Annotated in this window: 25 protein-coding genes and 2 pseudogenes; 16 read left to right on the top strand and 11 right to left on the bottom strand. The window is 62.8% G+C overall.

Features of this window, described 5'->3' with window-relative positions:
- Positions 1–2: 2 nt before the first annotated feature.
- The gene (rnc, locus tag X741_RS153230) at positions 3–716 is read left to right on the top strand and encodes a ribonuclease III (RefSeq protein ID WP_023777875.1); all 714 of its coding nucleotides are present in this window, start codon (positions 3–5) and stop codon (positions 714–716) included.
- Positions 701–1,617, top strand: a pseudogene (gene era / locus X741_RS01000000166515) (GTPase Era). The gene rnc and the pseudogene era overlap by 16 nt, the downstream one beginning before the upstream one ends.
- Positions 1,618–1,690: 73 nt before the next feature.
- Here era and X741_RS153235 read toward each other — a convergent pair.
- Both X741_RS153235 and X741_RS153240 read right to left on the bottom strand, forming a co-directional pair.
- The gene (locus X741_RS153235) at positions 1,691–3,196 is read right to left on the bottom strand and encodes a winged helix-turn-helix domain-containing protein (protein ID WP_023777874.1); all 1,506 of its coding nucleotides are present in this window, start codon (positions 3,194–3,196) and stop codon (positions 1,691–1,693) included.
- A 128-nt stretch (positions 3,197–3,324) separates the two neighbouring features.
- Positions 3,325–4,128 (bottom strand): type II CAAX endopeptidase family protein, encoded by an 804-nt coding sequence (locus X741_RS153240; protein WP_023777873.1) that lies wholly within the window; start codon positions 4,126–4,128, stop codon positions 3,325–3,327.
- Between the two features lie 745 nt (positions 4,129–4,873).
- Between X741_RS153240 and X741_RS153245 the strand changes: the two genes are divergently transcribed.
- From X741_RS153245 to X741_RS153290, 11 genes and pseudogenes are all read left to right on the top strand, one after another.
- Entirely contained in the window at positions 4,874–6,040 is a 1,167-nt protein-coding gene (locus X741_RS153245) for a porin (protein WP_023777872.1), read from the top strand.
- A 131-nt stretch (positions 6,041–6,171) separates the two neighbouring features.
- Complete coding sequence (gene recO, locus X741_RS153250; RefSeq protein WP_023777871.1) at positions 6,172–6,948, top strand: DNA repair protein RecO; 777 nt, start codon at positions 6,172–6,174, stop codon at positions 6,946–6,948.
- Positions 6,945–7,463, top strand: a complete 519-nt coding sequence (locus X741_RS153255; RefSeq protein ID WP_023777870.1) for a PaaI family thioesterase — start codon at positions 6,945–6,947, stop codon at positions 7,461–7,463. Before recO ends, X741_RS153255 begins: the two co-directional genes overlap by 4 nt.
- 94 nt (positions 7,464–7,557) lie before the next feature.
- Complete coding sequence (locus X741_RS153260; protein WP_023777869.1) at positions 7,558–10,308, top strand: DUF2339 domain-containing protein; 2,751 nt, start codon at positions 7,558–7,560, stop codon at positions 10,306–10,308.
- A gap of 47 nt (positions 10,309–10,355) precedes the next feature.
- Positions 10,356–10,598 carry a type II toxin-antitoxin system VapB family antitoxin gene (locus tag X741_RS153265; RefSeq protein WP_023777868.1) on the top strand — a complete coding sequence of 81 codons (243 nt, stop codon included), beginning with the start codon at positions 10,356–10,358 and terminating at the stop codon, positions 10,596–10,598.
- A complete protein-coding gene (locus X741_RS153270; RefSeq protein WP_023777867.1) occupies positions 10,598–11,014 on the top strand; it encodes a type II toxin-antitoxin system VapC family toxin in 417 nt (138 codons plus the stop codon). The genes X741_RS153265 and X741_RS153270 overlap by 1 nt, the downstream gene beginning before the upstream one ends.
- 163 nt (positions 11,015–11,177) lie before the next feature.
- A complete protein-coding gene (locus X741_RS153275; protein WP_013896365.1) occupies positions 11,178–11,696 on the top strand; it encodes an RNA polymerase sigma factor in 519 nt (172 codons plus the stop codon).
- Positions 11,693–12,484 (top strand): anti-sigma factor, encoded by a 792-nt coding sequence (locus X741_RS153280; RefSeq protein WP_023768470.1) that lies wholly within the window; start codon positions 11,693–11,695, stop codon positions 12,482–12,484. Before X741_RS153275 ends, X741_RS153280 begins: the two co-directional genes overlap by 4 nt.
- Before the next feature lie 206 nt (positions 12,485–12,690).
- Positions 12,691–13,788, top strand: a complete 1,098-nt coding sequence (locus X741_RS153285) for a GNAT family N-acetyltransferase/peptidase C39 family protein (protein WP_023777866.1) — start codon at positions 12,691–12,693, stop codon at positions 13,786–13,788.
- Positions 13,788–15,261, top strand: a pseudogene (locus tag X741_RS01000000166510) (RimK family protein). The gene X741_RS153285 and the pseudogene X741_RS01000000166510 overlap by 1 nt, the downstream one beginning before the upstream one ends.
- A 17-nt stretch (positions 15,262–15,278) precedes the next feature.
- Entirely contained in the window at positions 15,279–15,551 is a 273-nt protein-coding gene (locus X741_RS153290; protein ID WP_023777865.1) for a DUF3303 family protein, read from the top strand.
- Positions 15,552–15,571: 20 nt separating this feature from the next.
- Here X741_RS153290 and X741_RS153295 read toward each other — a convergent pair whose 3' ends face one another.
- A complete protein-coding gene (locus X741_RS153295) occupies positions 15,572–16,489 on the bottom strand; it encodes a LysR substrate-binding domain-containing protein (RefSeq protein WP_023777864.1) in 918 nt (305 codons plus the stop codon).
- 113 nt (positions 16,490–16,602) lie between these two features.
- Between X741_RS153295 and X741_RS153300 the strand changes: the two genes are divergently transcribed.
- A complete protein-coding gene (locus X741_RS153300) occupies positions 16,603–17,493 on the top strand; it encodes a fatty acid desaturase family protein (protein WP_023777863.1) in 891 nt (296 codons plus the stop codon).
- Positions 17,494–17,503: 10 nt separating this feature from the next.
- On the opposite strand, the gene X741_RS153305 is transcribed toward X741_RS153300, so the two are convergent.
- The 3 genes from X741_RS153305 to X741_RS153315 all read right to left on the bottom strand — a co-directional run bounded on the left by X741_RS153305 (position 17,504) and on the right by X741_RS153315 (position 21,206).
- Positions 17,504–19,645, bottom strand: a complete 2,142-nt coding sequence (locus X741_RS153305; protein ID WP_023777862.1) for an EAL domain-containing protein — start codon at positions 19,643–19,645, stop codon at positions 17,504–17,506.
- Between the two features lie 65 nt (positions 19,646–19,710).
- Positions 19,711–20,346: an HD family hydrolase gene (locus X741_RS153310; protein ID WP_023777861.1), complete on the bottom strand. Its 636-nt coding sequence runs from the start codon at positions 20,344–20,346 to the stop codon at positions 19,711–19,713.
- Positions 20,346–21,206, bottom strand: coding sequence for a folate-binding protein YgfZ (locus X741_RS153315; protein ID WP_023777860.1), 861 nt, complete (start codon positions 21,204–21,206; stop codon positions 20,346–20,348). Before X741_RS153315 ends, X741_RS153310 begins: the two co-directional genes overlap by 1 nt.
- Positions 21,207–21,281: 75 nt before the next feature.
- Between X741_RS153315 and X741_RS153320 the strand changes: the two genes are divergently transcribed.
- Positions 21,282–22,613 (top strand): dihydroorotase, encoded by a 1,332-nt coding sequence (locus X741_RS153320; protein WP_023777859.1) that lies wholly within the window; start codon positions 21,282–21,284, stop codon positions 22,611–22,613.
- 84 nt (positions 22,614–22,697) lie between these two features.
- Here the strand turns inward: X741_RS153320 and X741_RS153325 are convergent, their stop codons facing one another.
- The 4 genes from X741_RS153325 to X741_RS153340 form a co-directional block, all read right to left on the bottom strand.
- Complete coding sequence (locus tag X741_RS153325; protein WP_023777858.1) at positions 22,698–23,483, bottom strand: hypothetical protein; 786 nt, start codon at positions 23,481–23,483, stop codon at positions 22,698–22,700.
- Positions 23,484–23,553: 70 nt separating this feature from the next.
- On the bottom strand, positions 23,554–23,811 hold the full coding sequence (locus X741_RS153330) for a hypothetical protein (RefSeq protein ID WP_008874920.1): 258 nt from the start codon (positions 23,809–23,811) through the stop codon (positions 23,554–23,556).
- 408 nt (positions 23,812–24,219) lie between these two features.
- Complete coding sequence (locus tag X741_RS153335) at positions 24,220–24,597, bottom strand: TIGR02301 family protein (RefSeq protein ID WP_023768459.1); 378 nt, start codon at positions 24,595–24,597, stop codon at positions 24,220–24,222.
- A gap of 62 nt (positions 24,598–24,659) precedes the next feature.
- The gene (locus tag X741_RS153340) at positions 24,660–25,094 is read right to left on the bottom strand and encodes an NUDIX hydrolase (protein ID WP_023777857.1); all 435 of its coding nucleotides are present in this window, start codon (positions 25,092–25,094) and stop codon (positions 24,660–24,662) included.
- A 128-nt stretch (positions 25,095–25,222) separates the two neighbouring features.
- Between X741_RS153340 and X741_RS153345 the strand changes: the two genes are divergently transcribed.
- Positions 25,223–25,984: an SOS response-associated peptidase gene (locus tag X741_RS153345; protein ID WP_023777856.1), complete on the top strand. Its 762-nt coding sequence runs from the start codon at positions 25,223–25,225 to the stop codon at positions 25,982–25,984.
- Positions 25,985–26,063: 79 nt separating this feature from the next.
- Here X741_RS153345 and X741_RS1000000168300 read toward each other — a convergent pair whose 3' ends face one another.
- The gene (locus X741_RS1000000168300; RefSeq protein WP_013896350.1) at positions 26,064–26,219 is read right to left on the bottom strand and encodes a hypothetical protein; all 156 of its coding nucleotides are present in this window, start codon (positions 26,217–26,219) and stop codon (positions 26,064–26,066) included.
- Between the last annotated feature and the right edge of the window lie 153 nt (positions 26,220–26,372).

Genomic DNA, 26,372 nt, shown 5'->3' with positions numbered 1-26,372 from the left:
GGATGGCAGCGGCAAAACGCCTGACCGCCGATGCGCTCGCCGAAGCGCTTGTGGAACGCACGGGCCATGCCTTTGCCGACCGCCAGCGCCTGCAGCGCGCGCTCACGCATGCCAGTGCCCGTGGCGCCAATGCCGGCATCGATTACGAGCGCTTCGAGTTTCTCGGCGACCGCGTTCTCGGCCTGGTCGTCGCCGACATGCTGCTGGCCGCATTTCCCGATGCGGCGGAAGGCGAGCTGTCACTGCGGCTCAACGCGCTGGTCAACGCCGAGGCGCTTTCGGACATTGCTGAACATATCGGGTTGCCGGACCTGATCCGCGCCGGATCGGATATACGCGGGCTCGATGGGCGCAAGCGCGTCAATCTGCGCGCCGACGCCTTGGAATCGCTGATCGCCGTGCTCTATCTCGACGGTGGGCTGGAGGCGGCGCGGGCTTTCATCCACAAATATTGGGTGCCGCGTTCGCAGGCTTCGGGGGCGGCGCGCCGCGACGCCAAGACCGAATTGCAGGAATGGGCGCATCAGGCGGCGGGTGCGGTTCCCGCCTACCAGATCGACAGCCGCGAGGGGCCGGACCACGACCCGCTGTTCACGGTCAGCGTCAGGGTCGGCGCGTTTCAGCCGGCAGTCGGCAGCGGCCGTTCCAAGCGCGAGGCCGAGCAGGCGGCCGCGGCTGCCCTTCTGCTGCGCGAAGGTGTATGGAACGCGGCATGACCGATATCGAAACTGCTGAACCCCCCGCCACGCACTCCGGTTTTGTCGCGCTGATCGGCGCGCCCAATGCTGGCAAGTCGACGCTCGTCAACCAGTTGGTCGGCGCGAAGGTGTCGATCGTCACCCACAAGGTGCAGACGACACGTGCCATCGTGCGCGGCATCGCCACGCATGACAATGCGCAGATCGTCTTCGTCGACACGCCCGGCATCTTCAAGCCCAAGCGGCGGCTCGACACGGCAATGGTCACCACCGCCTGGGGCGGCGCCAAGGACGCCGACATCGTCTTGCTGCTGATCGATGCCGAGCGCGGCATTCGGGGCGATGCCGACGCCATCCTCNCCCCCAGCCGATGGCGCTGATCCTCAACAAGGTCGACCGGGTCAAGCACGAGACGCTTCTGGCCCTGTCCGCGGCGGCGAATGAGAAAGTGCCGTTCAAGCGCACCTTCATGGTCTCGGCGCTGACCGGTTCCGGCTGCAAGGACCTGCTCGACTATCTGGCGCAGGCACTGCCGGCCGGCCCTTGGTACTATCCGGAAGACCAGATTTCGGACCTGCCGATGCGCCAGCTCGCAGCCGAGATCACGCGCGAAAAACTGTATCTGCGGCTCCATCAGGAATTGCCCTATTCCTCCCATATCGAGACCGAGAAATGGGAAGAGAAGCCGGACGGCTCGGTGCGCATCGATCAGACCATCTACGTCGAGCGCGACAGCCAGAAGAAGATCGTGCTCGGCCACAAGGGCGAGACCATCCGCGCCATCGGCCAGGCGGCGCGCATGGAAATCGCGGGCATTCTCGAGCAGAAGGTGCACCTCTTCCTGTTCGTCAAGGTGCGCGAAAACTGGGGTGACGATCCCGAGCGCTACCGCGAGATGGGACTGGAGTTCCCGCATTAAGGTCGAAATCGACACAGCACTCGTCAGCTGGTTGGTCGCCACGCCTATAAGCTGTGAGGTAACGGCACCGGATCTAACGTCGCCGTCCCAGCGCCAGCAATACGCCATTGACAAGATGCTCCGCGTCGACGGCGTTTTCGAACGGGACCACTGTTGTCGCATAGTCGACCGGCGAAAAATCGAAGCCACCGGCATTGATCAACGCCGCCTGGCGTGTTGCCGCCTCCATGTTGCCGAGTTGCGCATAGCAGGCGGCCAGGCGCGTGCGGATCCACGGCGTTGGCCGCGTCGCCAGTTCCAATGCCTCCGCGGCCGGCCGGTATTCGCCCAGCATGTAGAGCGCCAGCGATCGATCGTATTGGTACCAGTGAGGATTGAGCGGGTCGATCCTGATGGCGCGCGCCAGCCAGCTGAGCGCCTCGAGCGGTCGGCCGCGCATCGTCAGAAGATGGCCCATCTGCTCGATGCATTCGGCGTCGCCAGGATTAAGCTCGAGCGCGATCCGCAAATGATGCTCGGCGGCCGGATGGTCGCGCATGCTGAGCCGGACCAGCGACTGAATGCGGTGCGCCGTCGCCTGGTCGGGAGACAGCGCGATACCCCTTTCCGCAAGATCGCGGGCTTTTGCCAGCACGGAACTGCTGGTGGGTCCGAATTCGCTGTTCAGCACATGGGACAGCGCCAAATACGTGTGGGCGAGGCCATAGGAAGGATCCTTCGAGATCGCCGCCTCGAACAGTGCCGCAGCTGCCTTCAGGTCGCTTTGCGCCGGGTCGCGCATCAAGGCGACGCCTCGCAATACCAACTCATAGGAGGCGAGGCTGGTCACCGGCCGCCGCGAGGCGCGCGTCAGTCCGGCATTGCTGACTTTGACCACCAGCCGACCGACGATCTGCTCGACGATGTCCTGCTGGATCGCGAACAGCCCGGCAGCCTCAGCCTGGTAGCGATCGCCCCAGAGCTGCGCTGAATTGGCGGCATCGATCAGACTGACCGCGGCGATGATGCGCTCCGCTTGTCGCCGCACCGAGCCTTCAACGAGATAATCGGCGCCGATGCGCGAGCGGATGGCTGGCCACTCGGCGGGCGAATGGGAGGCGAACGAAAAGCTCGAATTGCGCGCCAGCACTGTCACCGTGCCGAAGCGGGCAAGACCATTGATGATGTCTTCTGCAAAACCGTCGACAATCTCCTGATTGGCTGGATCCGCGCCGTCGTTGCGAAATCTCAGCACCGCCACGATTGGCTGTGCACCGGATTCGGGTACTGCTTCCGTCTCCGGCACCAACATGTAGCCGCGTTTCGACACCGTCCGCACCCGTTCCTCACCCAGCACCTTACGAATTTCGCGCACCGACTGCGTCAGCGAATCCTCGGTGACGAAAACTCCAGGCCAGACCGTATCCATCAGCTCCGATTTCGGCACCACGCGGCCGATGTGGCAGGCAAGGTGGGTCAGCAACGCGTAGGCTTTCGGGCGCAGGAAGGCCGGCTGGTCGGCCCGGCTGAGCGTGCCTTTGCCCAGATCGAGCGTAAAACCGCCGAATTGAAAAACCTGACCGGTGGCCGAGACCGCCATCAAAGGCCCGCTCCTGAAGCCATGCCGGCATTGGGCTACGGCGAGCGGGCTGGGTCAAGGGCCAGTGCACTTTCATCGCCAGAAAGACGCAGCGCCTGGCTTCGGTCGCCGCGACAATTGCGTTTGCGTTAGACTGTGCCGGCGACGGCAAACCGCATCTTTGGCCTGCGCACGAAACTTTCCGTGCCATAGTGGGCGACAATGATGACCGCGATGACTGCCCAAATGCCGACACCGAGCCATTGCTGCTGTACGTAGTCGCCGCCCGTGAACACCTGGCCCAGGAAGCGCACGCTGTTCTGGTGGGTGAGGTGCATGATGAAGGCGAGAAGCACGCTGCCGGTATTCTGGTAGAGCCATGTGAAGACCACGGCAGCCAGCAAGACATTGATCGTGCCGTACAGGCTGAGGTCGCCGACCAGCCCAAGCGGAAAGTGCCAGACTGCCCAGATCACGCCGAGGATCAGGCTGCCGGCCAGCGCCGAATGACTGGCGAGCAGACGTGATGTCGCAAAGCCCCGCCAACCGGGCTCTTCTCCGAGCGGGCCGCTGAAGATGGCGTAGAGCGCGATGATCGGCATCATCTCGGAAAAGGCTGGAATATTGGCCCAGGCTGGTGCTGCGGCGCCAAATAGCGGATTGATCATGATGGAAGTCAGCTGAGTTGCGAACGGCAGGCCGAAGGCCACCAGGTACCATGTCGGATGCACCCGCCACTTTACCATCGAGGCGAGGATCGCCTTGACTGAAGTCCAACCTCCGGAAAGAGAGGCGACGATGAAGCCGGCGGCCATCGGGCCAAACGTAAACCAGGGAATACTGTCGCCATTCGACAGCCAGAACGGGATGAAGCCCAGCCAGGTCAGGCCAAGCGCCAGTGAAAAGAAGGTGGTCAGTTGGTGCCTTCGCACCGTGCTCAGGAGGGAAATCATGTCAGGTCCTCTCGACGGGCAGATTGGTCAGGAGAAGTCGCCGGGCTGCCCGATCGGTCGACCTGCATGTGGAAACGAGCCTAATGTGTCCGGCCGTTGATCGACCGCTCTGGCCGACCTGCCCTTATTGCTTCTTGTGCCGCCAAAAATCCCGAGCAGTTTCTGAAATATTTCCGATATTTCTGAAGGGCTGGCCTATTGCTCGGCAGCCGGGGCGGAGCCGATGTCGGATCCGGCCACGGACTGCTACCGGGCACCGCGTCCCGATTGGCGCCATCTCACAGTCTTGCCGGACGGTCTGCCGACCGTATCGCCGCAGATGCCCGGGCCGTCGGCGTTGCCGAAGGGACGAATGTCGCATGGCGATGCGTCGGGCAAAAAAACAGCTGCGTATTTGCAATTCGGAACAGGTATGGCCTCACGAGTTCCGGTGTTTTGTAGCGGTACCATGCGTATACGGCTATCTAGCCAGGAAATTATTCGTATATATATTGAATATATGACGTTGTTCCGATTGTGCCATTCGCTAAAATGGCAAGTGTTATTTGTGCAACACAGGATTATTCTGTTAATGGAATCGACGTTATTTACGAAACCGTCATTGAAGGCGGACGATTGATGGGTATGTTCGCCGCGAAAAGGGGACGCGGTGCGAGCCTTTTTCGTTGTGGGGATGAGGCGGGAAAACATATCCGCCAGCCACAAATCCGAAGCCATTTTTAACTTTGACTGGAGAGGTCAGAAAATGAACATCAAGAGCCTCCTTCTCGGCTCAGCCGCGGCACTGATCGCGGTATCCGGCGCGCGCGCCGCGGACGCTGTCGTCGTCGCCGAGCCGGAACCGGCCGAATACGTCAAGATCTGCGACGTCTACGGCGCCGGCTACTTCTACATCCCGGGCACCGAGACCTGCCTGCGCATCGGCGGCTATGTCCGTTATGACATTGGCGTCGGCGACGCCGGCACGTTCGATGGTGTCAACCATGTCCCTGACCATCAGAGCGTCGGCGACACGCATTCGACCTATTACAAGAACACCCGCTTCACGCTGAAGACCTGGACCGGTCAGGAGACCGAGATCGGTACCCTGAAGACCTACACCGAGACCCGCTTCAACTACGGCAACAGCTCAGGTGATTATCTCAATCAAAAAGCCAGCAATGCCGACGACTGGCAAGGCCGCAACAAGTCTCTCTCGCTGCGTTTCGCCTGGATTCAGCTCGGCGGCCTGCGCGTCGGCAAGGACGACACGGCTTTCGATACGTTCATCGGCTATGCCGGGAACGTCATCCAAGACACGATCGTGCCCTATGGCGGGCAGGAGAGCAACGTCGTTCAGTACTACTTCGATGCAGGCAACGGGCTGACCGGGCTGGTCTCGCTCGAAGAAGGCGCCGGCAAGATCGGAACCATCGACAGCTATGTTCCGCATGTCGTCGGCGGCTTGAAGTACAAGGGCGACTGGGGTGCGATCACTGGCGTCGTCGCGTATGACAGCAACTACGAAGAAGTTGCCGGCAAGGTTCGTTTGGACGTGAACGTCAGCAAGGAATTTTCGCTGTTCGTCATGGGCGGTTACGGCACCGATGACAACCTCACCGATCCGACCAACGCCATCGATGCCAAAGGTCGCGGCTTCTACAAGCAGTGGGGCGGCAACTGGGCAATCTGGGGCGGCGGCACCTACAAATTCGACGCCAAGACCTCGTTCAACGCTCAGGTCTCTTACGACGACTGGAAGAACCTCGGCATCGCCGCTAACGTTGCCTATACCGTTGTGCCCGGCTTCACGGTCACGGCCGAAGTCGACTACCAGAATGTCGGCAATGACACCCCGGCGAACTCCATATGGGCCGGTGCCACCAAAAAGAGCAATGTCGGCGGCATTCTCCGCTTCCAGCGCAACTTCTAAAGGGTAGACTGACCTCACCACCCGCCCGCAGCATTTGCTGCGGGCGGTTTTTTATGCCTTGTTGCGAGAGTCGGTCCTGGTGCCAGGCCCATACCTTGATTTCGCCACCCGATCGGTGAAAAGCTCTAGAAATGGAATGGCGCGACGAGGGAATCATTCTCGGCACCCGCAAGCATGGCGAAACCAGCGCCATTCTCGAGGTGATGACGCGCACGCATGGCCGCCATCTCGGTCTCGTTCGCGGCGGCCGTTCGCGCAAGCAGCAGCCTGTCCTGCAGCCAGGCAATCGCGTCGATCTCTTGTGGCGGGCACGTCTTGACGAGCATCTCGGCACCTTCCAGGCCGAGCCGATCGAGATGAATGCCGCCCGGCTGATGGACAGCGCCGTCGCCGTCTACGGATTGCAGACCATGGTGGCACATCTGCGTCTGCTGCCGGAGCGCGACGCCCATGGCGGCCTTTATGAGGCGCTTTCGGTGATGATCGTCCATCTCGACAACGCCGATGCCGCAGGTGAACTGGTGGCACGCTTCGAGCTTCTGATCCTCGATGAACTCGGCTTCGGCCTCGATCTCAGCCGCTGCGCCGCCACCGGCACGCAACAGGACCTCGCCTATGTCTCGCCGAAGTCGGGGCGCGCCGTGTCGCGTGAAGCAGGCTTGCCGTGGCGCGACAAGATGCTGGCGCTGCCGGCCTTCCTGCAGCGCGGTTCCGGCCTGCGCGCGGATCCCGGAGCTGTCGAGGACGCCTTCCGGCTCACCGGCTTCTTTTTCACCCGCCACGTCTATGAGCCGCGCGCCATCGAGCAGCCCGATGCCCGCACCGGCTTTCTTGCCGCACTGCGCAAGCATCATGCAGCGCGCAAGACTATTGCCGGAGAGAATGCCGCCAGAGAAATCATCACATGAGCGAGATTGAACTCTATCCGGGCCGCGTCTCGCCGCTCGGCTTGGGCACCATCCCGCATGCCGACATCCTGGAGTACACCGGCCTGGAATTGCTGCAGCGCATCGTCGATGGCAAATATCCGGCGCCGCCGATTTCCTTTCTGCTGAATTTCACCCTCACCGAAGTCTCGGAAGGGCGCGCTGTCTTTCATGGCATGCCGAGCGAGCGTCACCTCAATCCGCTCGGCAGCGTGCATGGCGGCTGGGCGGCGACGCTTCTCGATTCGGCTTTGGCCTGCGCCGTGCAGACACTGCTCGAAAAGGGCGAGGCCTATACGACCGCGGAATTCAAGGTCAATTTGACACGGCCGATCACGCCCAGGACCGGCGAGGTGGTCTGCGAAGGCAAGGTTGTCCACAAAGACCGAACGCTTGCCGTTTCGGAAGCGACGTTGAAGGACGCTGGCGGCAAGCTGCTAGCTTTCGGCACCGAGACATGTTCCATATTTCCAGCCGCCAATCTGGCGTCGCGTTGAGTTTTCCAGCTGTCCAGCCGTCGCCTAGCCGCCGTATTTGAATGTCAGTGAGACGAAACGTCAGTGAAAACTGGCCTGGTTTGGGGGAACCGCCATGTTTGAGAGCCTGATCGGCCTTGTCGCCATCATCGCCTTGTTCGTCATCATTTCGCGCCAGCAAGGCCGCATCGGCCTGATCGAGCGCGAACTTGGTGCGTTGCGCAGCCTTGTGCTTTCAGGCGCCGTGCCATCAGTGGTCAAGCCGTCCGAACCGGCGGCCACCGATGGCAAGGAGGACGCGGCACCGGTGCCGGCGGCAGCGGCCGATCTGGCTCCAGCAGCAGTGAGCGAGCCGACCGCCGCACCGGCACCGGCTACGGAAGCAGAAGCTCCGTCCGGCGAGATCATGTCCGGGCCATGGACCACGGGCGAGCCGAAGGCAACGGAGCCCACCGAACCTGCCACAACGCCGAAAGCCGCCCGCCAATCCGATGTCGAAACGGCGCTCGGCACCCGCTGGGCGGTCTGGGTGGGCGGCATCGCGCTGGCGCTGGGCGGGTTGTTCCTGATCCGCTACACCATCGAGGCTGGTATTTTCGGTCCCGGCGTGCGGCTCATCATGGCTGCGGTGCTCGGGCTGGTGCTGGTTGCGGGCGGCGAGTTCATCCGCCGCACCGGCTTCAAGATGCCCGTGCAAGGCGCCGCGGGCGCCTACATTCCGGCAATCCTGACAGCGGCGGGTGCCTTCATCCTGTTCGGCACCGTCTACGCCGCCCATGGCATTTACGGTTTCATCGGGCCAGCGCTTGCCTTCACGCTGCTCGGCGCCATCGGCGTGGCGACCATCGCGGCCGCTCTCGTCCACGGCCAGGCGCTGGCGGGCATCGGCCTTGTCGGCGCCATGGCGACGCCGGTGCTGATCGCCTCGCAGGCGCCCAATCCCTGGGCGCTGTTCGGCTATCTGGCCATCGTGCTTGCCGCCACCGGCGTCATCGCCCGCATCCGAGATTGGAAGCTGCTGATGGCGGCGGCCTTTTTCGGCACCGGCATCTGGACCATCCTCTACATGACCGACGCACCGGGGGCGAACCTCTCCGCCATCCTGTTTATCAACGCGGCCACGCTCGCTGTGCTCGCTTTTGTCTGGCTCGGCCGTCGTGGCGACGAGACCGGACCGGCCAGGGTTTTCGACTGGCCGTCGATCGTGCCTGGGCTGTTCGTCGCATTCTCGGCGCTGGGCCTGTCGGTCGACCCGGTCTTCGCCGCCGCCGGCGATGCGTTGTCGGCGGCAGTGCTGCTTGCCGTGATGGTGGCCGTCGCGCTCTATCGACCGCTGGCGCTGCCCCTGCTTTTCGCCGCCGGATTGGCGACGGTGCTGATCTATCTCGGCATCATACCGCCGACCTCGATCGCTTTCGATTTTTCGGGCGGCGCTCTTGGTGTCGATGGGCTGCCGCTTGCAACCTCCAACGCGCTGACATGGCGCATCGGCATCGCGCTGGGCCTGGTCTTCATTGGCGCCGGTCTCTGGGCAGCCCGGAAGTTCGCGGCCTCCTCCTGGCCGCGGTCCGCCTCCTGGGCGGCATGGGCCGTCATCGTGCCGCTGGTCATCCTGCTGGGGCTCTGGTTCACCTTCGGCAATCTCGACCGCGACTTTGTTTACGCCGCCATCGCGGCACTGCTGGTGGTGATTTTCGCCGCCGGCGGCGAGTGGATCGCAAGGGCCGAAGCGCCGCCGCTCAAGGGTGGAATGGCTGTATCATTTGCCTTGGGCGGCGCGGCAATCGCCGGCCTCCTGATGCTGCACATGGCTTTCGGCTCGGGCTGGACCACTATATTGCTGGGTGCCGCGGCCATCATACCGGCGCTGGCGACACGCTGGCGTTCTTATCCGGCGCTCGGCTGGATTTCTGTCGGCGCCGTGATCGCGGTGCTCGGCCGCGTCGCCTTCGATCCGACAATCGTCGGCGCTGAATTGCTCTCCACCACACCGGTGTTCAACTGGCTGCTGCCGGGTTACGGGATACCGGCGCTGGCCTTCGGCTTCGCCGCCTGGCAACTCGCCCGCACCACCGATGGCCGGCCGCGCCTCGCCATGGAAGCGGCCGCGGCGCTGTTTGCGCTGTTAGCCGTTGCCATGCTGGTGCGTCACGCCATGCATGGCGGCGTGATCGACACGGGTGCCATGACGCTCGCCGAACAGGCGATCTACACGCTGATCGCCATCGGCGCCGGCGCCATCCTGGTCGCCATCGACATGCGCTCGCCAAGTTCGGTGCTGCGCTATGGTTCGATGGCCGTCGGCGTGGTCTCGGTCGCCTTCATCGTTGTCAGGCATTTCGTGGTGCTGAATCCGCTATTCACGGACGAATCGACAGGCCGGATCCCGGTGTTCAACCTGTTGTTCCTCGCCTATCTCCTGCCGGCGGTCGCCGCCGGCGGGCTGGCGCTCTACGCCAGGGACAAGCGGCCGAAATGGTATGCTCAGATGTTGGCGCTGGTGGCGGCGCTGCTTGCCTTTGCCTATGCCACGCTGTCGGTGAGGCGCCTGTTCAAGGGCGAGTTCATCGGCTTGTGGAGCGGGCTTGGCCAATTGGAAACCTACACCTATTCGGCGCTCTGGCTGGTCATCGGCGTGGCGCTGCTCACCGCCGGCGTCTGGCTGAAGTCGCAGGTGCTGCGCATTGCCTCCGCCGGGCTGATCGCTGTCGCAGTGCTGAAGGTCTTCCTCTTCGACATGTCCGAACTGGAGGGCGTGCTCAGGGCGCTGTCCTTTATCGGGCTTGGTGCCGTGCTGATCGGCATCGGTCTGTTTTACCAGCGACTTTTGACGCGGGCGGCGAAGGAGGGAAGCGTAGCGTCTTGAAGGAATATGCAAGGTAGAATATATGAATATCCATTGGAGGATATTCCATGCCGCTCTACATCCGTGACGATGAGGTGGATGCGCTGGCAACCAAATTGCAGCGCGAGACCAATGCCTCGAGCAAAACGGAGGCGGTTCGGATCGCGTTGGTACACGAACTTGAGCGCAATCGCGCCACGGTGCCGCTTCGCGATCGGATTGCGAGGTTGCAAGCCGAGGCCAGGAAGCTTGGCCTGCCCAACCCCGATTTCGACATGAAGAAATTCACCGACGAGATGTGGGAAGACTGATGTTCGTCGACGCATCGGTGATCGTCGGAATTCTCAATTGGGAACCTGGGTGGGAGGAACTGGTCAAGCGGCTTTCCGGTTTTGCCGGCCCGCTCTACGTATCTGCGCTGGTGCGTTTCGAGGCGACGCAGGCAGTGGCGCGCGCAGCCGCGGGCTCCCACAGGCCGGATACTGAAGCCCTTCTCAGGGCCCGCGATCTGATCGATCGTTTCATTGTGGAAATTGGCGCGGAAAATGTGGTCATCGGCGAAGACATTGGCTCCCAGGCCATTGATGCAAGTGCGCGCTATGGCAAGGCTGTCGGCCATCAGGCCCAACTGAATTTCGGCGACTGTTTCGCCTACGCTTGTGCCAAAAGCCTCAATGTTCCGCTGCTCTACAAGGGCAATGATTTCCCGTTTACCGATTTGGGATAATTCGGCTTTCTTGTTGATTGCCGGGAATAAATCGCCCGACGGGCTCGTTATCTCATTGCTTGGGTGACCGGGGCGGCGGACCGCTTCGCGCTGGCCGCTTGCGCCGCGCCGGGAAGGCGCGTTCAATCGAGATCAACAAAGGCGACCTCAGAAACCAGCGGTCATGGACGAAAAGAAGGCAGCAATCCTTGGCGAAATACCGCGCCTGCGCCGCTACGCACGCTCGCTTTTGCGCGACCGCGATTCTGCCGACGACCTCGTCCAGGACTGCCTCGAACGCGCACTGCTGCGGCTCGAGAACTGGCAGACGGGAGAGAGCCCCAGGAGGTGGCTGTTTACGATCATGCATCATTTGTTCATCGACCAGATGCGCAAGGTGAACCGCCGTGGCGAGGCGGCGATGCTGCCGCTGGAAGCGGGCGAGGCGGTTGCCCAGCCGGCCGAACAGTTGGAGGGCATCGCCTCGCGCGAGATCATCAATGCTTTGCAGGCGATCAGCCCCGATCGTCGCGCCGCGCTTGTCATGGTCGCGATCGAGGGCTTTTCCTATGCCGAAGCCGCCAACATCCTGGGCGTGCCCGCCGGCACGTTGATGTCACGCATCGCGCGTGGGCGTGAGGAATTGCGCGGGTTGCTGGATGATACGGCGCGCCGCCGCACGATAAGGATCGTCGAGAAATGATCCGCCGCGATTTTTCCGAACGTGACATCCACATGGCGCTCGACGGCGAGCTGCCGGCCGACGAGCGTGCCGCCTACGATGCCTGGCTCGAAGCCAATCCCGAGATGAAGGCCAGGAGCGTCCGCTTCACCGCCGACCGGGAGGCATTGCGCGCCGCCTTTGGCGGCGTGCTGGATGAGGCTGTACCCCTGCGTTTGCGCAAGGTGGTGCTCGGCGAGGCACCGCTCAGGGTCGCCGCGCCACGCTCGCGCTGGTGGCTTGCTGCTGCCGCGGCCGTGCTTCTGGCCGCGGGCGGATTTGGCGGCTACTTTGCCGGCATCGACGGCATCGGGCAGGAGGATCCGGCTGAAGACAGGCTCGCCGAACAGGCGATCGCCGCCCATGTCATCTTCGCCGCCGAGAAGCGGCATGCCGTGGAAGTGCCTGCCAGCGACAAGGATCATTTGCAGACCTGGCTGTCCAATCGGGTCGGCTTGAGGCTGGTCGCCCCGGACCTGACAGCCAACGGTTTTCAACTGATCGGCGGCCGGCTGCTGCCGGCCGGCGAAAGCAAGGCCGCGATGCTGCTCTACGAGGACGACAAGGGTGAGCGCATATCGCTCTTCGTCACCGCGGAATCGACGGAGAACGCCAAGGGCACCTATGCTGCGGCGCAGGACGGGCCGCAGGCCGTCTATTGGCTGGACAAGGGCTATGGCTGCGCCGTCGTCGGCTCGCTGCCGCGCGAGCAATTGGCGGTCGTGGCCAAAAATGCGTATGGCCAGCTTTTGGCTGGTCTCGCGAGCTGAGCGGGCTGTGATCTTCCGCAACGGGCAGGCTTCAAACGGCGACCTTGCGCAAAGCTTGCCGGCTTCGCTGCCGTCACCGAAACTGTCACAATTCGGCCCTAATCAAGGAGCGATAGCGCTTGATGAATACCGGCGCTTCGGCCGGTGTTCGCGACGCTTTTGACCGGGGCCGTTTCCGCAACGCAATCGAGGTTTCCTCAAGCCGCATGCCTGCCGAGATCCGCACGGCCCGCGCGTCCGACGTCGATGATCTCGCCGCCATCGAGAAAGCTGTGTTCTCGAGCGACCGCATCTCCCGACGCTCCTTTCGCCAGTTCATCGAGCGTGAGACCGCCGAGACGCTGGTCGCCGAAATCGATGGCCGCGTCGCCGGCTATTCGATCGTGCTGTTTCGCAAGGGCAGCGGGGTCGCGCGGCTCTATTCCATAGCTGTCGGCCCGTTTTTCGGGGGACTCGGTGTCGGCCGCCAGCTGCTGTCGGCGGCCGAGGAGGCAGCCTTCGAGCACGACCGCATGATGCTGCGCCTCGAAGTGCGTGAGGACAACGGCCGGGCCATCCGCATCTACGAACAGGCCGGCTATCGCAAGATCGGCCGCGAGCCGGGCTACTACTCCGACGGCGAGACCGCGCTTCGTTATGAAAAGACACTGCGCGGCGATCTCCCGGTCGCCACCAAGGTGCCGTTCTATCAGCAGACCTGCGAGTTCACCTGCGGTCCGTGCTGCCTGATGATGGCCATGGCCAATTTCGACCAAGGCTTCGTGCCGGACCCGGTGATGGAAATCCGCCTCTGGCGCGAGGCGACGACCGTCTTCATGATGTCTGGACCTGGCGGCTGCGAGCCGTTCGGCCTGGCGGTCTCGGGTTACGAAAGCGGACTCGCGGCGGAGATTTTCGTTTCCTTCTACGGCGCGCTGTTCCTGCAGTCGGTGCGCAGCGAGGACAAGCGCCGGGTGATGGAGCTGGCCCAGGTCGACTTTCGCCGCCGCGCGGAACTTTACGGCATCCCGGTGAATTACCGTCCGTTCACCATCGACGATATCAGAACCGCGATCGCTGGGGGAAAGCTAGTGCTGGTGCTGATCAGCGGCTTCCTGATGTTCGGCAAGAAGGTGCCTCACTGGGTACTGGCCATCGGCGACGATGGCGACCATATCCTGATCCACGATCCCTGGGTCGAGGATGAAAGGCAGGAAACCATCCTTGATGCCGCCAACATTCCCGTGCCTTACAGCATCTTCATGAACATGGCGCAGTTCGGCCGCGACGGACTGCGTGCCGCCATCACTTTGGGAAAGAGATAATGACCTGGGTCATTCTTACCGGCAGGCAGAGCGATCTNGAGCGATCTCGACCAGGTGGCGACACCGCATAAGATCATCACCAATCGCGAGTATCTCGCGCATCCCTCGCTGTTCCGCGGCCAGCGGCCCAAGGTCATCAACCTGTCGAACAACTACGGCTACCAGAGCCGCGGCTACTATGCCTCGCTGCTGGCGGGCTCGCGCGGTCACAAGGTCATCCCGACCGTCGAGACCATGATCGACCTGTCCGAGCGCAAACTCTACGAACATGCGCTGCCGGAACTGGAATTGGCGCTCAACAAATGCCGCAAGGACCTCGGCGGCGTCTTTCCGGCTAAGGTGTGCATCTTCTTCGGCATCGGGCCGTCGAAAGTTTGGGACCGTTTCGCCAAGCTGTTGTTCGACTGGTTCAGGGCACCGGCGCTGGAGGTTCACATCAAGGACAGCGCCGAATGGGCCTCGATCCGCAAGATCGGCTTCCATCCCCTGGCGCGCATGACCGAGGACGAGGAAAAAAGCTTCATCCAGTGCCTGGAGACCTACACCAACCGCGAGTGGCGCGACACCAAGGGCCGCACGCCGGCGCGCTACACCTTCGCCACGCTTGTCGATCCGCATGAGGAACTGCCGCCGTCGGAAATCTCGTCGCTGCGCTATTGGGCCAAGATCGCCGAAAAGATGGGTGTCGAAATCGAGCCCATCACCAGGAAGGATCTCGCCAAGCTCGCCAACTACGATGCGCTGTTTATCCGCGAGACCACCTCGATTTCCAATCACACCTATCGTTTCGCCCGCCGCGCCCAGCAGGAGGGCATGCCGGTCATCGACGATCCGCTGTCGATGATCCGCTGCACTAACAAGGTCTATCTCAACGAGTTGATGGCCTACAACAAGGTGCCGGTGCCTCCCACGGTGATGATCGCCGGCACCTCGGATCTCGAACTCGCCGCGCAGACGCTGGGCTTTCCGTTGGTTCTGAAGATCCCGGACTCCTCCTTCTCGCGCGGCGTCAAGAAATGCGCCAACCTCGAGGAGCTGACGCGGCTCGCGACCGAGTGGCTGGAGGATTCCGATCTTCTGATCGCGCAGAAATTCATCCCGACCGAATATGACTGGCGTGTCGGCGTGCTCGGCGGCCAGCCTCTATTTGCGGTCCATTACCTGATGGCCAAGAAGCACTGGCAGATCGTCAACCACAAGGCCAATGGCAAGCCCGACCAGGGTGGCATCAAGACCTTCACGCTGAAGGAGACGCCGCCCCATGTCGTCGAGACCGCGGTCAAGGCGGCGCGCTGCATCGGCGACGGCCTCTACGGCGTCGACCTCAAGGAGACCAAGGATGGCGTCTTCGTCATCGAGGTCAACGACAATCCCAACCTCGACCATGGCTGGGAGGATTCCGGCGAGAAGGATGAGGTCTGGGTACGGCTGACGCAGTGGTTCCTAGAGCGGCTCGACCGGCCAGGTCGGTAATTCAACCGAGGAGAAACATGCAGTTCATCGTGATCGAGGATTTCACCGGTTGCGACCGCAAGGAGATCTACTGCCGTTTTCGCGATCGGGGCCGCCTGAAGCCGGATGAGCTTGTCGTGCACCACAGCTGGATCGCGGCGGATATGAGCCGCTGCTTCCTGCTGGTCGAAGCCGATGACGTCACACTGCTGCAACGTTGGGTCATCGAATGGGCGGATCTGGTCGAGTTCGAGATCGTTCCCGTGGCAACCAGCAAGGATATGACGCAAGCATTGAGCGGGCACCTCTGATCGTCTCGCCGCCTGCTGTGTCAACGGAATGCCGGCGAACCCACTGCGCGCTGGCATTCACGGATCAGCCAATCGCGGAACGCCGCCACGACGTCGCGCCGGCCGCTTCTTTCCGGGATCGTCAGGCAATAGGGCTGGCGCAGCGCGATCGCCCTGGCGGCGGGCCGGACCAGCCTGCCGTCCTCCAGAGCCTCGGCGCAATAGACCCCTTGCGCCAGCGCCACTCCCAATCCCGAAATGGCAAGGTCGAGCGCCGCGCGTGACGAGTTGGCCGAAAGGCCGCGCTGCGCTGCCCGGTCGGGCTGGATGCCGGCCGCGTCGAACCAGTTGCCCCAGGACGGAAAAGACGCGCCGGTCGGCCCCCAGTCCGTGTGGATCAGCGGCAGCCCGGCGAGCGGTCCGCCATCTGCCTTGACCATGCTGGCAAGCTTTGGCGCGCAAACGGGATAAACCGCGTCACGGACGATGTCCTCGGTCGGGTGCTCGCGATAATGCGGGCCGTAAGACAGCCTGATATCGATCAGCTCGCGATCGAACGGCACCGGATCGTCATCGCCCCGGAGCGAAACATCGGCGGCGCCATGGCTTGCGACGAAGCCGGCCAGGCGCTGCGAAAGCCAACCCATGGCCATGGATGGCGGGACCGACACCACCAGGCGCGGGCGGAAGACGTCGCCGCCCAGTTCGCGCGCGACGCTGCCGATTTCCTGGAAGGCCATGGTTAGCCGTGGCAGCATTTCCACGCCCGCCTCGGTGAGGACGACGCGGCGGTTGACGCGATGGAACAGCTTGCGGTCCATCTGTTCTTCGACCGAGCGGACGAGCTGGCTGACCGCGGCAGGCGAAACCGAAAGCTCTTCCGCCGCCGCGGCAAAGCTGCCTGTGCGCGCCGCGGCCTCGAAAGCCTGCAGTCCTTTCAGCGATGGAGATGTAACCATGATCACCAGATAGATAAGTTCACCTTATCTAAATCGCAGAAATCATCATTTTTGGAAAGTTTTTTCATCGGCTACAGTGGGTGTCATCAAATCCCAAGCCAGGATCGAAGCCAATGGACCACCGCGACATCATCGCGTCATTGACCCCGGAAGAGCGCAATCGTCTGACCGCCAAGTCCGATGCCGCGGGTCTCGTTCAGCTTGGCGCTCATTGGGGCGCGATCGCGGTCATTGGAGCGCTGATTGCGGCCAAGGTGCCATTCTGGCCGCTGCTGATGCTGCCGCAAGGCATCCTGATCGTGTTCCTGTTCACGCTCCTTCATGAGACGGTTCATCGCACGGCGTTTGAGACGCAAAGGCTGAACGATGCGGTGGCGCGGGTGTGCAGCTTGGCGATCGCGCTGCCGGCCGACTGGTTCCGCTACTTCCATTTCGCCCATCACCGCTTCACACAGGATCCGGACAACGACCCGGAACTGGCGTCCCCGAAACCGGAGACGCTGCGGCAGTACCTCGTGCATGTTTCCGGCATTCCGGTGTGGTGGGGCCATTTCAAGACGCTCTACGCCAATGCCATTGGACGCGGCCAGGACAGCTATGTGCCGCCGAAGGGCCGCCCCAAGGTGCGCGCTGAAGCCCGGGCGATGATTGCCATCTATGCCGTGGTCATTCTGCTCGCCGTCTATTTCCGGCTCTCCGTGCTTCTCTATGTCTGGATCGTTCCCGCTTTGCTCGGACAGCCATTCCTGCGCCTCTACTTGCTGGCCGAGCATGGCCGCTGTCCCTTCGTCGCCAACATGCTGGAGAACACCAGGACGACACTGACCAACTGGGTGGTGCGCAAGCTCGCCTGGAACATGCCCTTTCATGCCGAGCATCATGCCTATCCCGGCGTGCCGTTTCATCAGCTGCCGCGGTTTCACGCGCTGATCGAGCGGCATCTCAAGGTGGTCGAACCCGGCTATGTCAGCTTCCACGAGAAATACGTCGAGACACTGCGTTGAGCAGCCTGTCTCAGCCGGTCTGGCTGCGCGGCGCACGCGATTTCAACAGGCGCTGGATGTCCGCCGCCTTCGACGGGACGCCGATCAGATAACCCTGCGCCTCCGTGCAGCCATTGTCGCGCAGCATGTCGAGTTGCACCTCCGTCTCGACGCCCTCGGCTGTGACGACGATGCCAAGCTCCGTACCGAGCCCGATAATGGTGCGAACGATCGCCGCCGTGTCGCGATTGCCGATGTCGCGGATGAACGAACGGTCGATCTTGATCTTGTCGACCGGGAACCGCCTGAGGTAGCCGAGCGAGGAATAGCCGGTGCCGAAATCATCCAGCGCGATGCGAATGCCGAGGTCACGCAATTGCCGCAGCGCCTTCAAGACGGCTTTGCTCTCGTCCATCAGCACGGTTTCAGTGATTTCCAGTTCCAGCTGCCCGGCCGGCACCCCAGAAAAAGCCAGTGCCGAGATGACGCTGCGGGCAAATCCGTCGCTTCTGAGCTGCACGGCCGAGACATTGACCGCTATACGCAGGCCTGGTGGCCAGCCGGCCGCCGCCGCGCAGGCCTTCCTCAGCGCCCACTCGCCGAGCGGCACGATCAGTCCGATGTCTTCGGCGACCGGAATGAATTGGTCCGGCGCGACAGTCCCCCGCACCGGGGAATGCCAGCGCATCAAGGCCTCGGCGCCGGTGATCTCGCCGGAGGCGATGTTCATGATGGGCTGGAAATCGAGATCGAATTCCTGACGCGGCAACGCTGTCTCGAGGTCGACTTCAAGCGCCCGGCGGGTCTGCACCATGGCGTCCATCTTGGGTTCGAAGAAGCGATAGAGGTTTCGTCCTTCGCTCTTCGCCCGATAGAGTGCCGTATCGGCGTTTTTCAACAGCGCATCGGCGTCCCTGCCGTCGTCGGGGAAAACGGCGATGCCCAGGCTGATGCCGACATGCATGTCCCGGCTCTTGTCGCGAAACGGCTTTGCGACCGCTTCGATGATGCGCTTCGCCAGTTTCTCGGCATCGGCGATGCCCTTGAAATTGAACTGCATGACAACGAACTCGTCGCCGCCGAAGCGGGCGACAATGTCTGTCTCATTGCGCAGGCAACGCTGCAGCCTCTCGGCGACGCATTTCAACAGCCAATCGCCGGCCGGGTGCCCCCAGCTGTCGTTGATCGCCTTGAAGCGGTCGAGATCGAGCGAGAAGATCGCCAACCGTGCGGCCGCCGCGTCTTCCAGGGCGAGGTCGAGCCGTTCGCGAAACATCGAGCGGTTGGGCAGCCCGGTCAGCATGTCGTGATGCGCAAGATGGGTCATGCGCTCTTCGGTGCGGCGGCGCTCGGTGACGTCGTCGAAAGTCGCCACCCAGCCGCCGCCGCTCATTGGCCGGCGTGTGACCAGGATTGTCCTGCCGTCGGTAAGATGCCGATAGGCCGAATGGATTTTTCCCGCCCGCCGGCAGGCTTCGGTCTTGGCAACTTCGCTGTCGACGTCGATCTGCGTATAGATGCCGAGTTCAAGCAACCGTTCGAGCGCGTCGCGATGCGTTGTCCCAAGCGGGAAATCCGCTGCCTTGACCTTGTAAAGCTCCAGAAAACGCTCGTTGCGCACGATCATCTTGCCGTCGGCGTCGTACATCAGCAGGCCTTGCGACATGTTGGCGAGCGCGGCGTCGAAGCGGCGATGCTGCTCCTTCAGATCCTGCTCGGCGCGCCGCTGTTCGGTGATGTCCTCATAGATCGAGACCCAGCCGCCCAAGGCCAGCGGGCGGTGCGAGATGCGGATGATGCGGCCGTCCGCCAGCGCCTCCTCGTAGGTCGAGGGTTTCGCCTGGTCGATATAGGGCTTGCGGATGGCGTAGAGTTCATTGGCGCTTTGCGACGCGATGCCGATGTCGACGCTGTGCCGCAGGATGTCGATGAAACGGATGCCGGGCCGCACCACCTTGGCGTCGAGGCAGAAGATGTCGATGTAGTTGCCGTTGCAGATGATCATGCGCTCGTCGGCGTCGAACATGCAAAGGCCATGCGACATGTTCTCGACAGCAGCCGAAAAGCGTTCGTTCTGTTCGCGCAGTTCGTCTTCCATGCGGCGTGAGCGTTCCATGCCTTCGGCCGCCCGTTCCGGGACGATCGAACCATCCTTGACGTCCACGACGGGCATGGGGCGCGCCTGCGGTGCGTGATCGAACATCACACTGTTGACGCTTCCGGTTAATTTAGCGTTTTCTACCCTATCGCGGGTGTCGGGGCCTGCTGCCGCGATTTCTCGATCGCCGAAAACCGCTTCAGGAAGGCATTCTGTGCCCAGGTCACCGAACGCGGTGCGAAATCGAAACGTTCGGCGGAAAAACCGCGCGGGCGGCCGAAGAACTCCGTTGCCTCGGCGGTCGAGAAGCCGGCGAGCAGTGTTGCCTCGAAATAGGCGGCGATCTGGTCGGCGCGCTTGATTTCCTTGCGCAACGCCGCCGCCAGGTCGGGAGGCAGCGAGAAGCGCAGATGGATGGCGCGCTGCAAGCGCAATTCGCAGTCCTTGTAGCTGCCGCCCATCACCGACTTGAACGGCGAGATCATGTCGCCGATGACATATTCGGGCGCATCGTGCAGCAGCGCCGCCAGCCGGTCGTCGGCCGAAGCCGTGGGCATCAGTTCGTTGAACAGCGCCTCCACCAGCAGCGAATGCTGGGCGACCGAAAAGGCATGATCGCCGCTGGTCTGGCCGTTCCATCGGGCAACGCGGGCGAGCCCATGCGCAATGTCCGAAACCTCGATGTCGAGCGGCGATGGGTCGAGCAGGTCAAGCCGGCGGCCGGACAGCATGCGCTGCCAGGCGCGTGGCGGCGCGCCGGTGCGGTCCGCCGCCATCAGGCTTCCTCCGCGCTGACGGTTTCCTGCGGGAAACTGAATTTGGCCCAGGCGGGAATGGTGAGCGTCACCGGCACGTCGCCCGCCAGGATCGGCCGGCCGGCGTCCAGCGCCGCCTTGACCCTGTCGATGCGCGCGATGGCAAGCCCGGTCGTGCCAGCACTCGAGCCGAGCGCGCCGACCGGCCGTCCCTCGACGGTCAGCTCGGTGCCCGCGGCGGGCAGGGGAAGCTCGGACTGGACAATCAACACACGCCGCCTGGCCGTGCCGCGATGCTGCATGCGCGAGACGACTTCCTGGCCGACATAGCAGCCCTTGCTGAAGCCGACGCCGCCTGTTTCGTCGAGCAGCACGTCGTGCGGGAAAGCATCGCCGAGCGCATAGTCAGCCCCGCTTTCGGCAATGCCGTGGGCGATGCGGAAGGCCTGCCATGCGGCGCCATCATCGGCTTGCGCAGCGCCGGCATAGGAGCGCGTGACGCTCTCGTCATCAAAGCGCCTGTCGGCAACCGCCGTTGAATCACTTCGTGAGGCGATTGACTCGTTTCCCCATGCAACAGAGACAAGTGCCTGCTCCGACTTGGCAATCTCGACCTTGGCGCGAAGCTTGTAGAGCATCAGCCGGCGAACGAAATCATCCGAGATATCGGCACGGCATTCGAGCCGGAAGGCGTTTTCACCAGCACGCGAGATCAGGAAGTCGAACAGGATCTTGCCTTGCGGCGTCAACAGCGCGCCCGGTCTTGCCTCGCTTTCACCCAGCGCATCGAGGTCGGTGGTGAGGATGTTCTGCAGGAAGTGCTCGGCATCCGGACCCGAGACGGAAATCAGCGCGCGGTCTTTCAGAAGGGTAAAGGGCATGGGGCGAATAAAAGCCTGATCTTGCAAAACGGTTGGCCATTACGTAAGCCGCTGGCACTCCCCCCGCAAGAGAGCATGACCATGACCTACGACCTCATCCTGACAGGCGGCACCGTGGTCAACCATGATGGCGAGGGACTTCGCGACGTCGGCGTGAAGGGCGGGCGGATCGCCGCGATAGGCGATCTCGGTCAAGCCTCGGCCGGCGAGACGATCGACTGCCGCGGCTTGCATATCCTGCCGGGCGTCGTCGACAGCCAGGTGCATTTTCGCGAGCCTGGACTGGAGCACAAGGAGGATCTGGAAACCGGCTCGCGGGCAGCGGTGCTCGGCGGCGTCACAGCCGTGTTCGAGATGCCCAACACCAATCCGTTGACCACCAGCGAGGCAACGCTTGCCGACAAGGTTCGGCGCGGCAGTGGCCGCATGCATTGCGATTTTGCGTTCTGGGTCGGCGGTACACGCGAGAACGCCAAGGATGTTGGCGAACTTGAGCGGTTGCCCGGTGCGGCGGGCATAAAGGTCTTCATGGGATCGTCAACCGGCGATCTGCTGGTCGAGGATGATGAAGGCGTCGCCTCGATCCTGCGGAATACCCGCCGCCGTGCGGCCTTTCACTCGGAGGATGAGTTCCGGCTGCGCGAGCGCCTTAGCGAACGCATCGAGGGCGACCCGTCATCGCATCCGGTCTGGCGTGACGAGATCGCCGCCTTGCGCTGCACCGAACGGCTGGTGCGCGTTGCGCGCAGCGTTCGCGCCCGCATCCATGTCCTGCACATTTCGACCGCCGAGGAGATCCTGTTCCTCGAACAGCACAAGGATGTCGCGACCTGCGAGGCGACGCCGCACCATCTGACGCTGAGCGCCGACGACTATGCGCGGCTCGGCACGCTGATCCAGATGAACCCGCCGGTGCGTGCCGCACGCCACCGCGACGGCATCTGGCATGGCATCGCGCAAGGCATCGTCGACGTGCTCGGCTCCGACCATGCGCCCCACACATTGGCCGAAAAGGCAAAAACCTATCCAGCTTCGCCCTCGGGCATGACTGGCGTACAGACGCTGGTGCCGGTCATGCTCGACCACGTCAATGCCGGCCGGCTGACCTTGCAGCGCTTCGTCGACCTGTCCAGCCACGGCCCGCAGCGCATCTTCGGCATGGCTGGAAAAGGCCGCATCGCCGCCGGCTATGACGCCGACTTCACCATCGTCGATATGAAGCGGCGCGAAACGATCACCAACGCGCAGGCCGGCTCGAAGGCGGGCTGGACACCCTATGACGGCAAGCAGGTCACCGGCTGGCCAGTAGGCACAGTCATTCGCGGTCGCCGCATCATGTGGGAAGGCGAAATCGTCACGCCAAGCCAGGGCAGGCCGGTCGAGTTTTCCGAGGCGCTGTCGGCATAGGCTTGGACCGAAGGCCCGCTTAGTGGCGGCGCCATACCTGCCCAGCTGTCCATGGCGACCGTTCCCTGGGGAGGGTAAGCCCGCTCAATCCCCGGCGACGAAGAAGGTCCACTGCCCGGCGGGCGTGATGCCGACGCGGTAGAAGATGTAGGCGCCGAACTGCTTCATGTCGTCGAAATCGCCGGCGGTGACGATCTTGAACAGCTCGACCCGCTGCTTGGCGTCGAGCTTGTCGAGCGGCAGCGCGAAGAAATATGGCCAGACATAGAGTTCCTGCGGCGTCCCGGCGTCGACATGGACATAGCCGGCACTGAGCACTTCTTCCAGAATGGCCAGGATTTCCTGGCCGTCCGGGTCGCCGGAGAGCCCCTTGAGGAAGGCGATGGCGTCGCCGTCGATGTCGGCCAGCGACAGTTGGGTCATGCTGTCGCCCGTGCCGATCAACGGCCTGAGCCTTTCGATGTCGCCGGTCCTGCAAGCCTCGATAATCAGGTCGTGCATGCGCCGCACGGGCTCGGGCAGCTTGGCGAGGTCATAGACCACCTCCGGCAGGGGCGCTTCGGGGTCGACGCGCGGCCTATTGCTGCTGCCATCCGATGGGCGGTCGGGTTCCGCCGCGTCCGGAGCAGCCGGCTGGCTGGTCGAAGGCGTCCCCACGGGATCCGGCATCGGGACTGTACTTCCGGGCGCCGAACTGTCGCTATCCGTCGGCGGCGTCACAGGGGAGGGAAGCTCTTCGCGCTGGATCTGGCTCAACGCATGGGCAGGGCTGCTGTCCAAGCAAGCCACCAGGGTAAACGCGGCACAGCAAGCAGCGAGACGGATGTAAAGGACCAAGCCCTTCGGCTTGCCTGACATCGAAAAATTCACTGCCCGTATCTCCCTGCTTCCGGGCATGATGCCCGAACGGCACTTGATGGTCAAAGAACCTGATATCGGTTCAGTGCCGCAGCCGCTCGGGTTCGAAGGCGCCAGCAATCACCTTCTCGCGCATGCGGTCGAGCAGGGCAAGGGCCGATGTCTCGCCGTTGGCGCGCAACATTTCACCGAATGCGGTCTCAAGTGCCGCCTCGGCAATGATCTCGGGCTCGATGCCGGCCGAAAGGCCTTCCGCCCAAGCTTCGCTGTGGCTCTCCACCGCGGTCAGGCGCTTTTCTTCCCTGACCAGCGCGTCGATGTCGTTGACACCATGTTCCATAGCGATGTCCACCCTTTCAAGCGGCGATCCATCCGTGTGAATCAGGCTTGATCTGTTTCGTTTACACGCAGCCCTAAGTAAGTATTTGTAAATACGACATTTTTTTGATCGTGCTTTACAAAGGGGCGGCTGCGCCTGGCGAAGCTGCATTCAACTCGGATCAAACTTAGCCGATTAGGCCGGCCTGCGGGGCGAAAACCTTCAGTTTGAGTTAATTCCACATTTGTGCGCTAACGTTTGATTAACGCTGTTGCAGAAGTGCAACATCAGGATTGCACCAAGACACTGGCTGGCACAAGCCGGATATGTGCGCTGCCACTCTCAACTGCCCGGATATCTGTTGACGGACGCCTGGAGAGCTTCGCCGTTATCCCGGGAGGACCGCGTCACACTTTTCCTGGAATTGCCCTAGTTGCCGTAGCGCGAGGCAATGTCGCGCGTCAGCGTCTCGCCTTCCTTCATGTAACGGCTGATGGCTTCGGTGGCTGAGGCGGTGCATTGCGTATAGGTGCCGCCGAAAGAGCGGTAGCCGCGGTTGAAGCTGGCGATGAAGCGGGCGCGCCGCTCGGCATCCGGATTTTCCGAATCGAGCAGTTTTTCCATCTCGACGCGCCATTGGTCGCCCTTCTCGCCACACAGATTGCGCAGGAAATGCAGCGATCCCAAAACCTCGGCCAGCCGCATCAAGCCAGGCTCGAACGGCGCCTCCGCGCTCGATGCCGGCCGCACCGCTAGGCCCGTGCTGGCGGCAAGGCACAAAACGACGAGAAGGGAGGTGCGGCTCATATGTCTATCTGGCCAAACAATTTGTCGCCTGCAAGGCGTTTCCAGCGGGACGGTTGCGGATTTCAGCGGCTTGCAGGGGAACCGTCGGGTCGCCCCAGCAGATCTTGTGCCACCGCGAACACCGAACCGGCGAGCGGCAACGCCGCCATCTCGCTGAGCGTATAGAACGCGGCTGTCTCGGCGTCGTCGCTGGCCACCGCCTCGCCGCCGGCATAGGCGGCGCCGAAGACCGTGAGGCGGTAGTCGACCGGATGGCTCTCATCCCTGCCGTCGATATGGATTTCCCGAAGCGGGCGAAAACCGGCGGCGTGCAAACCAGTTTCTTCCAGCAACTCGCGCTTCGCGGCATCCTCCAGTGTCTCGCCGGCTTCGACCTTGCCGCCCGGAAAGGCGTAGAGCCCCTGCGAAGGCGGCCTTGCGCGCTTGACCAAGAGCACGGTGTCACCACGCACCACCGCGACCGAGACTGCCGGCAGTATCTTTCGTTGTTCGTTCATGGCTCCCAACCGTTCGATCGCCGCAGCCCGCTGTGGACGGCCAGTGCCGGACAGCTTTAGCGGTTGCAGTGCGGCTGTTCCATCGCCACTTTCTTGCGGAACCATTCATTCAAGAGACACGATCGATCATGTGCGGACGCTTTGCCTTGACCGCCACGCCGGACCAGACCGCCGCCTTTCTGGGCTTGGCTGAGCTGGAGGAATTTCCGGCGCGCTACAATATCGCGCCGACGCAGCCAGTGCTGATGGCGATCTCCGGGGTGCCGCGGGCGCCAGGCTCCAACCTGCCGGACCGCCAGTCGATGCTGGTGCGCTGGGGCCTAATTCCCACCTGGGTCAAGGACACCAGGGAGTTCCCGCTGCTGTTCAACGCCCGCTCGGAAGGCGCGATCGAGAAGGCCTCGTTCAAGGCGGCCATGCGCCATCGCCGCGCTTTGGTGCCGGCATCCGGCTTCTACGAGTGGCGGCAAACCGGCGGCAAGAAGGGGCAACCCTACTGGATACGGCCCCGGCATGGCGGGTTGGTGGCCTTTGCCGGCCTGATCGAAACCTATGCCGAGCCGGGCGGCTCGGAAATGGATACCGGCGCGATCCTGACCGTCAATGCCAATGGCGACATCGCCCATATCCACGACCGGATGCCGGTGGTCGTCGATCCCGGGGATTTCGCCCGCTGGCTGGATTGCCGCACGCTCGAGCCGCGCGATGTCGCCGACCTGCTGCGGCCGGCGCAGGCTGATTTCTTCGAAGCGATTCCCGTGTCCGACCTCGTCAACAAGGTCGCCAACACCGGACCGGAAATTCAGGAGAGGGGCGAGATCGGACCGGAGCTCGAGAAGGTCAGGCGCCAGAAACCTGGCGCGGACGACGGTCAGATGACGCTGTTCTAGCCAAGCCCGACGAGGGCTTCATTTCCAAGGCGCCTGTTCGCACCGTGATGGCCGGCGGTTGCGCCGGCCGCGCATCGTTTCAGGCCGCGCGGGGCGATACGATCTTCTGCGCAGGCTTCTTCTTTTTAGCGGTGTGAAGAAGGGCGGCGACGATCGCGGCCGGACCGATTGCGCGATAGTGGCTGGCCAGCGCCGGTTGCTTGGCGCGGTTGGCGTCTTGCTTGCTTCGAGGCATCTTTCTCTTCCCTGGTAACGTCTTCGTGTCTGCGTTTGATGGTTGATTCCGACCAAATCGTGACGCTTGGTGATCTAGCCGGCGAATGTTTCATGACTGTGCCGACATGTTTAATAAAATGTTTCACTGCCTGATTCCGCGTGATCGAGCGAC

Origin of the sequence: Mesorhizobium sp. LNHC221B00 (assembly GCF_000502935.1) — a bacterium.
In the GTDB taxonomy this organism is placed as follows: domain Bacteria; phylum Pseudomonadota; class Alphaproteobacteria; order Rhizobiales; family Rhizobiaceae; genus Mesorhizobium; species Mesorhizobium opportunistum.
Note: the sequence above shows the minus strand (reverse complement) of the source record. Positions and strands in the feature narration are given on the sequence as shown.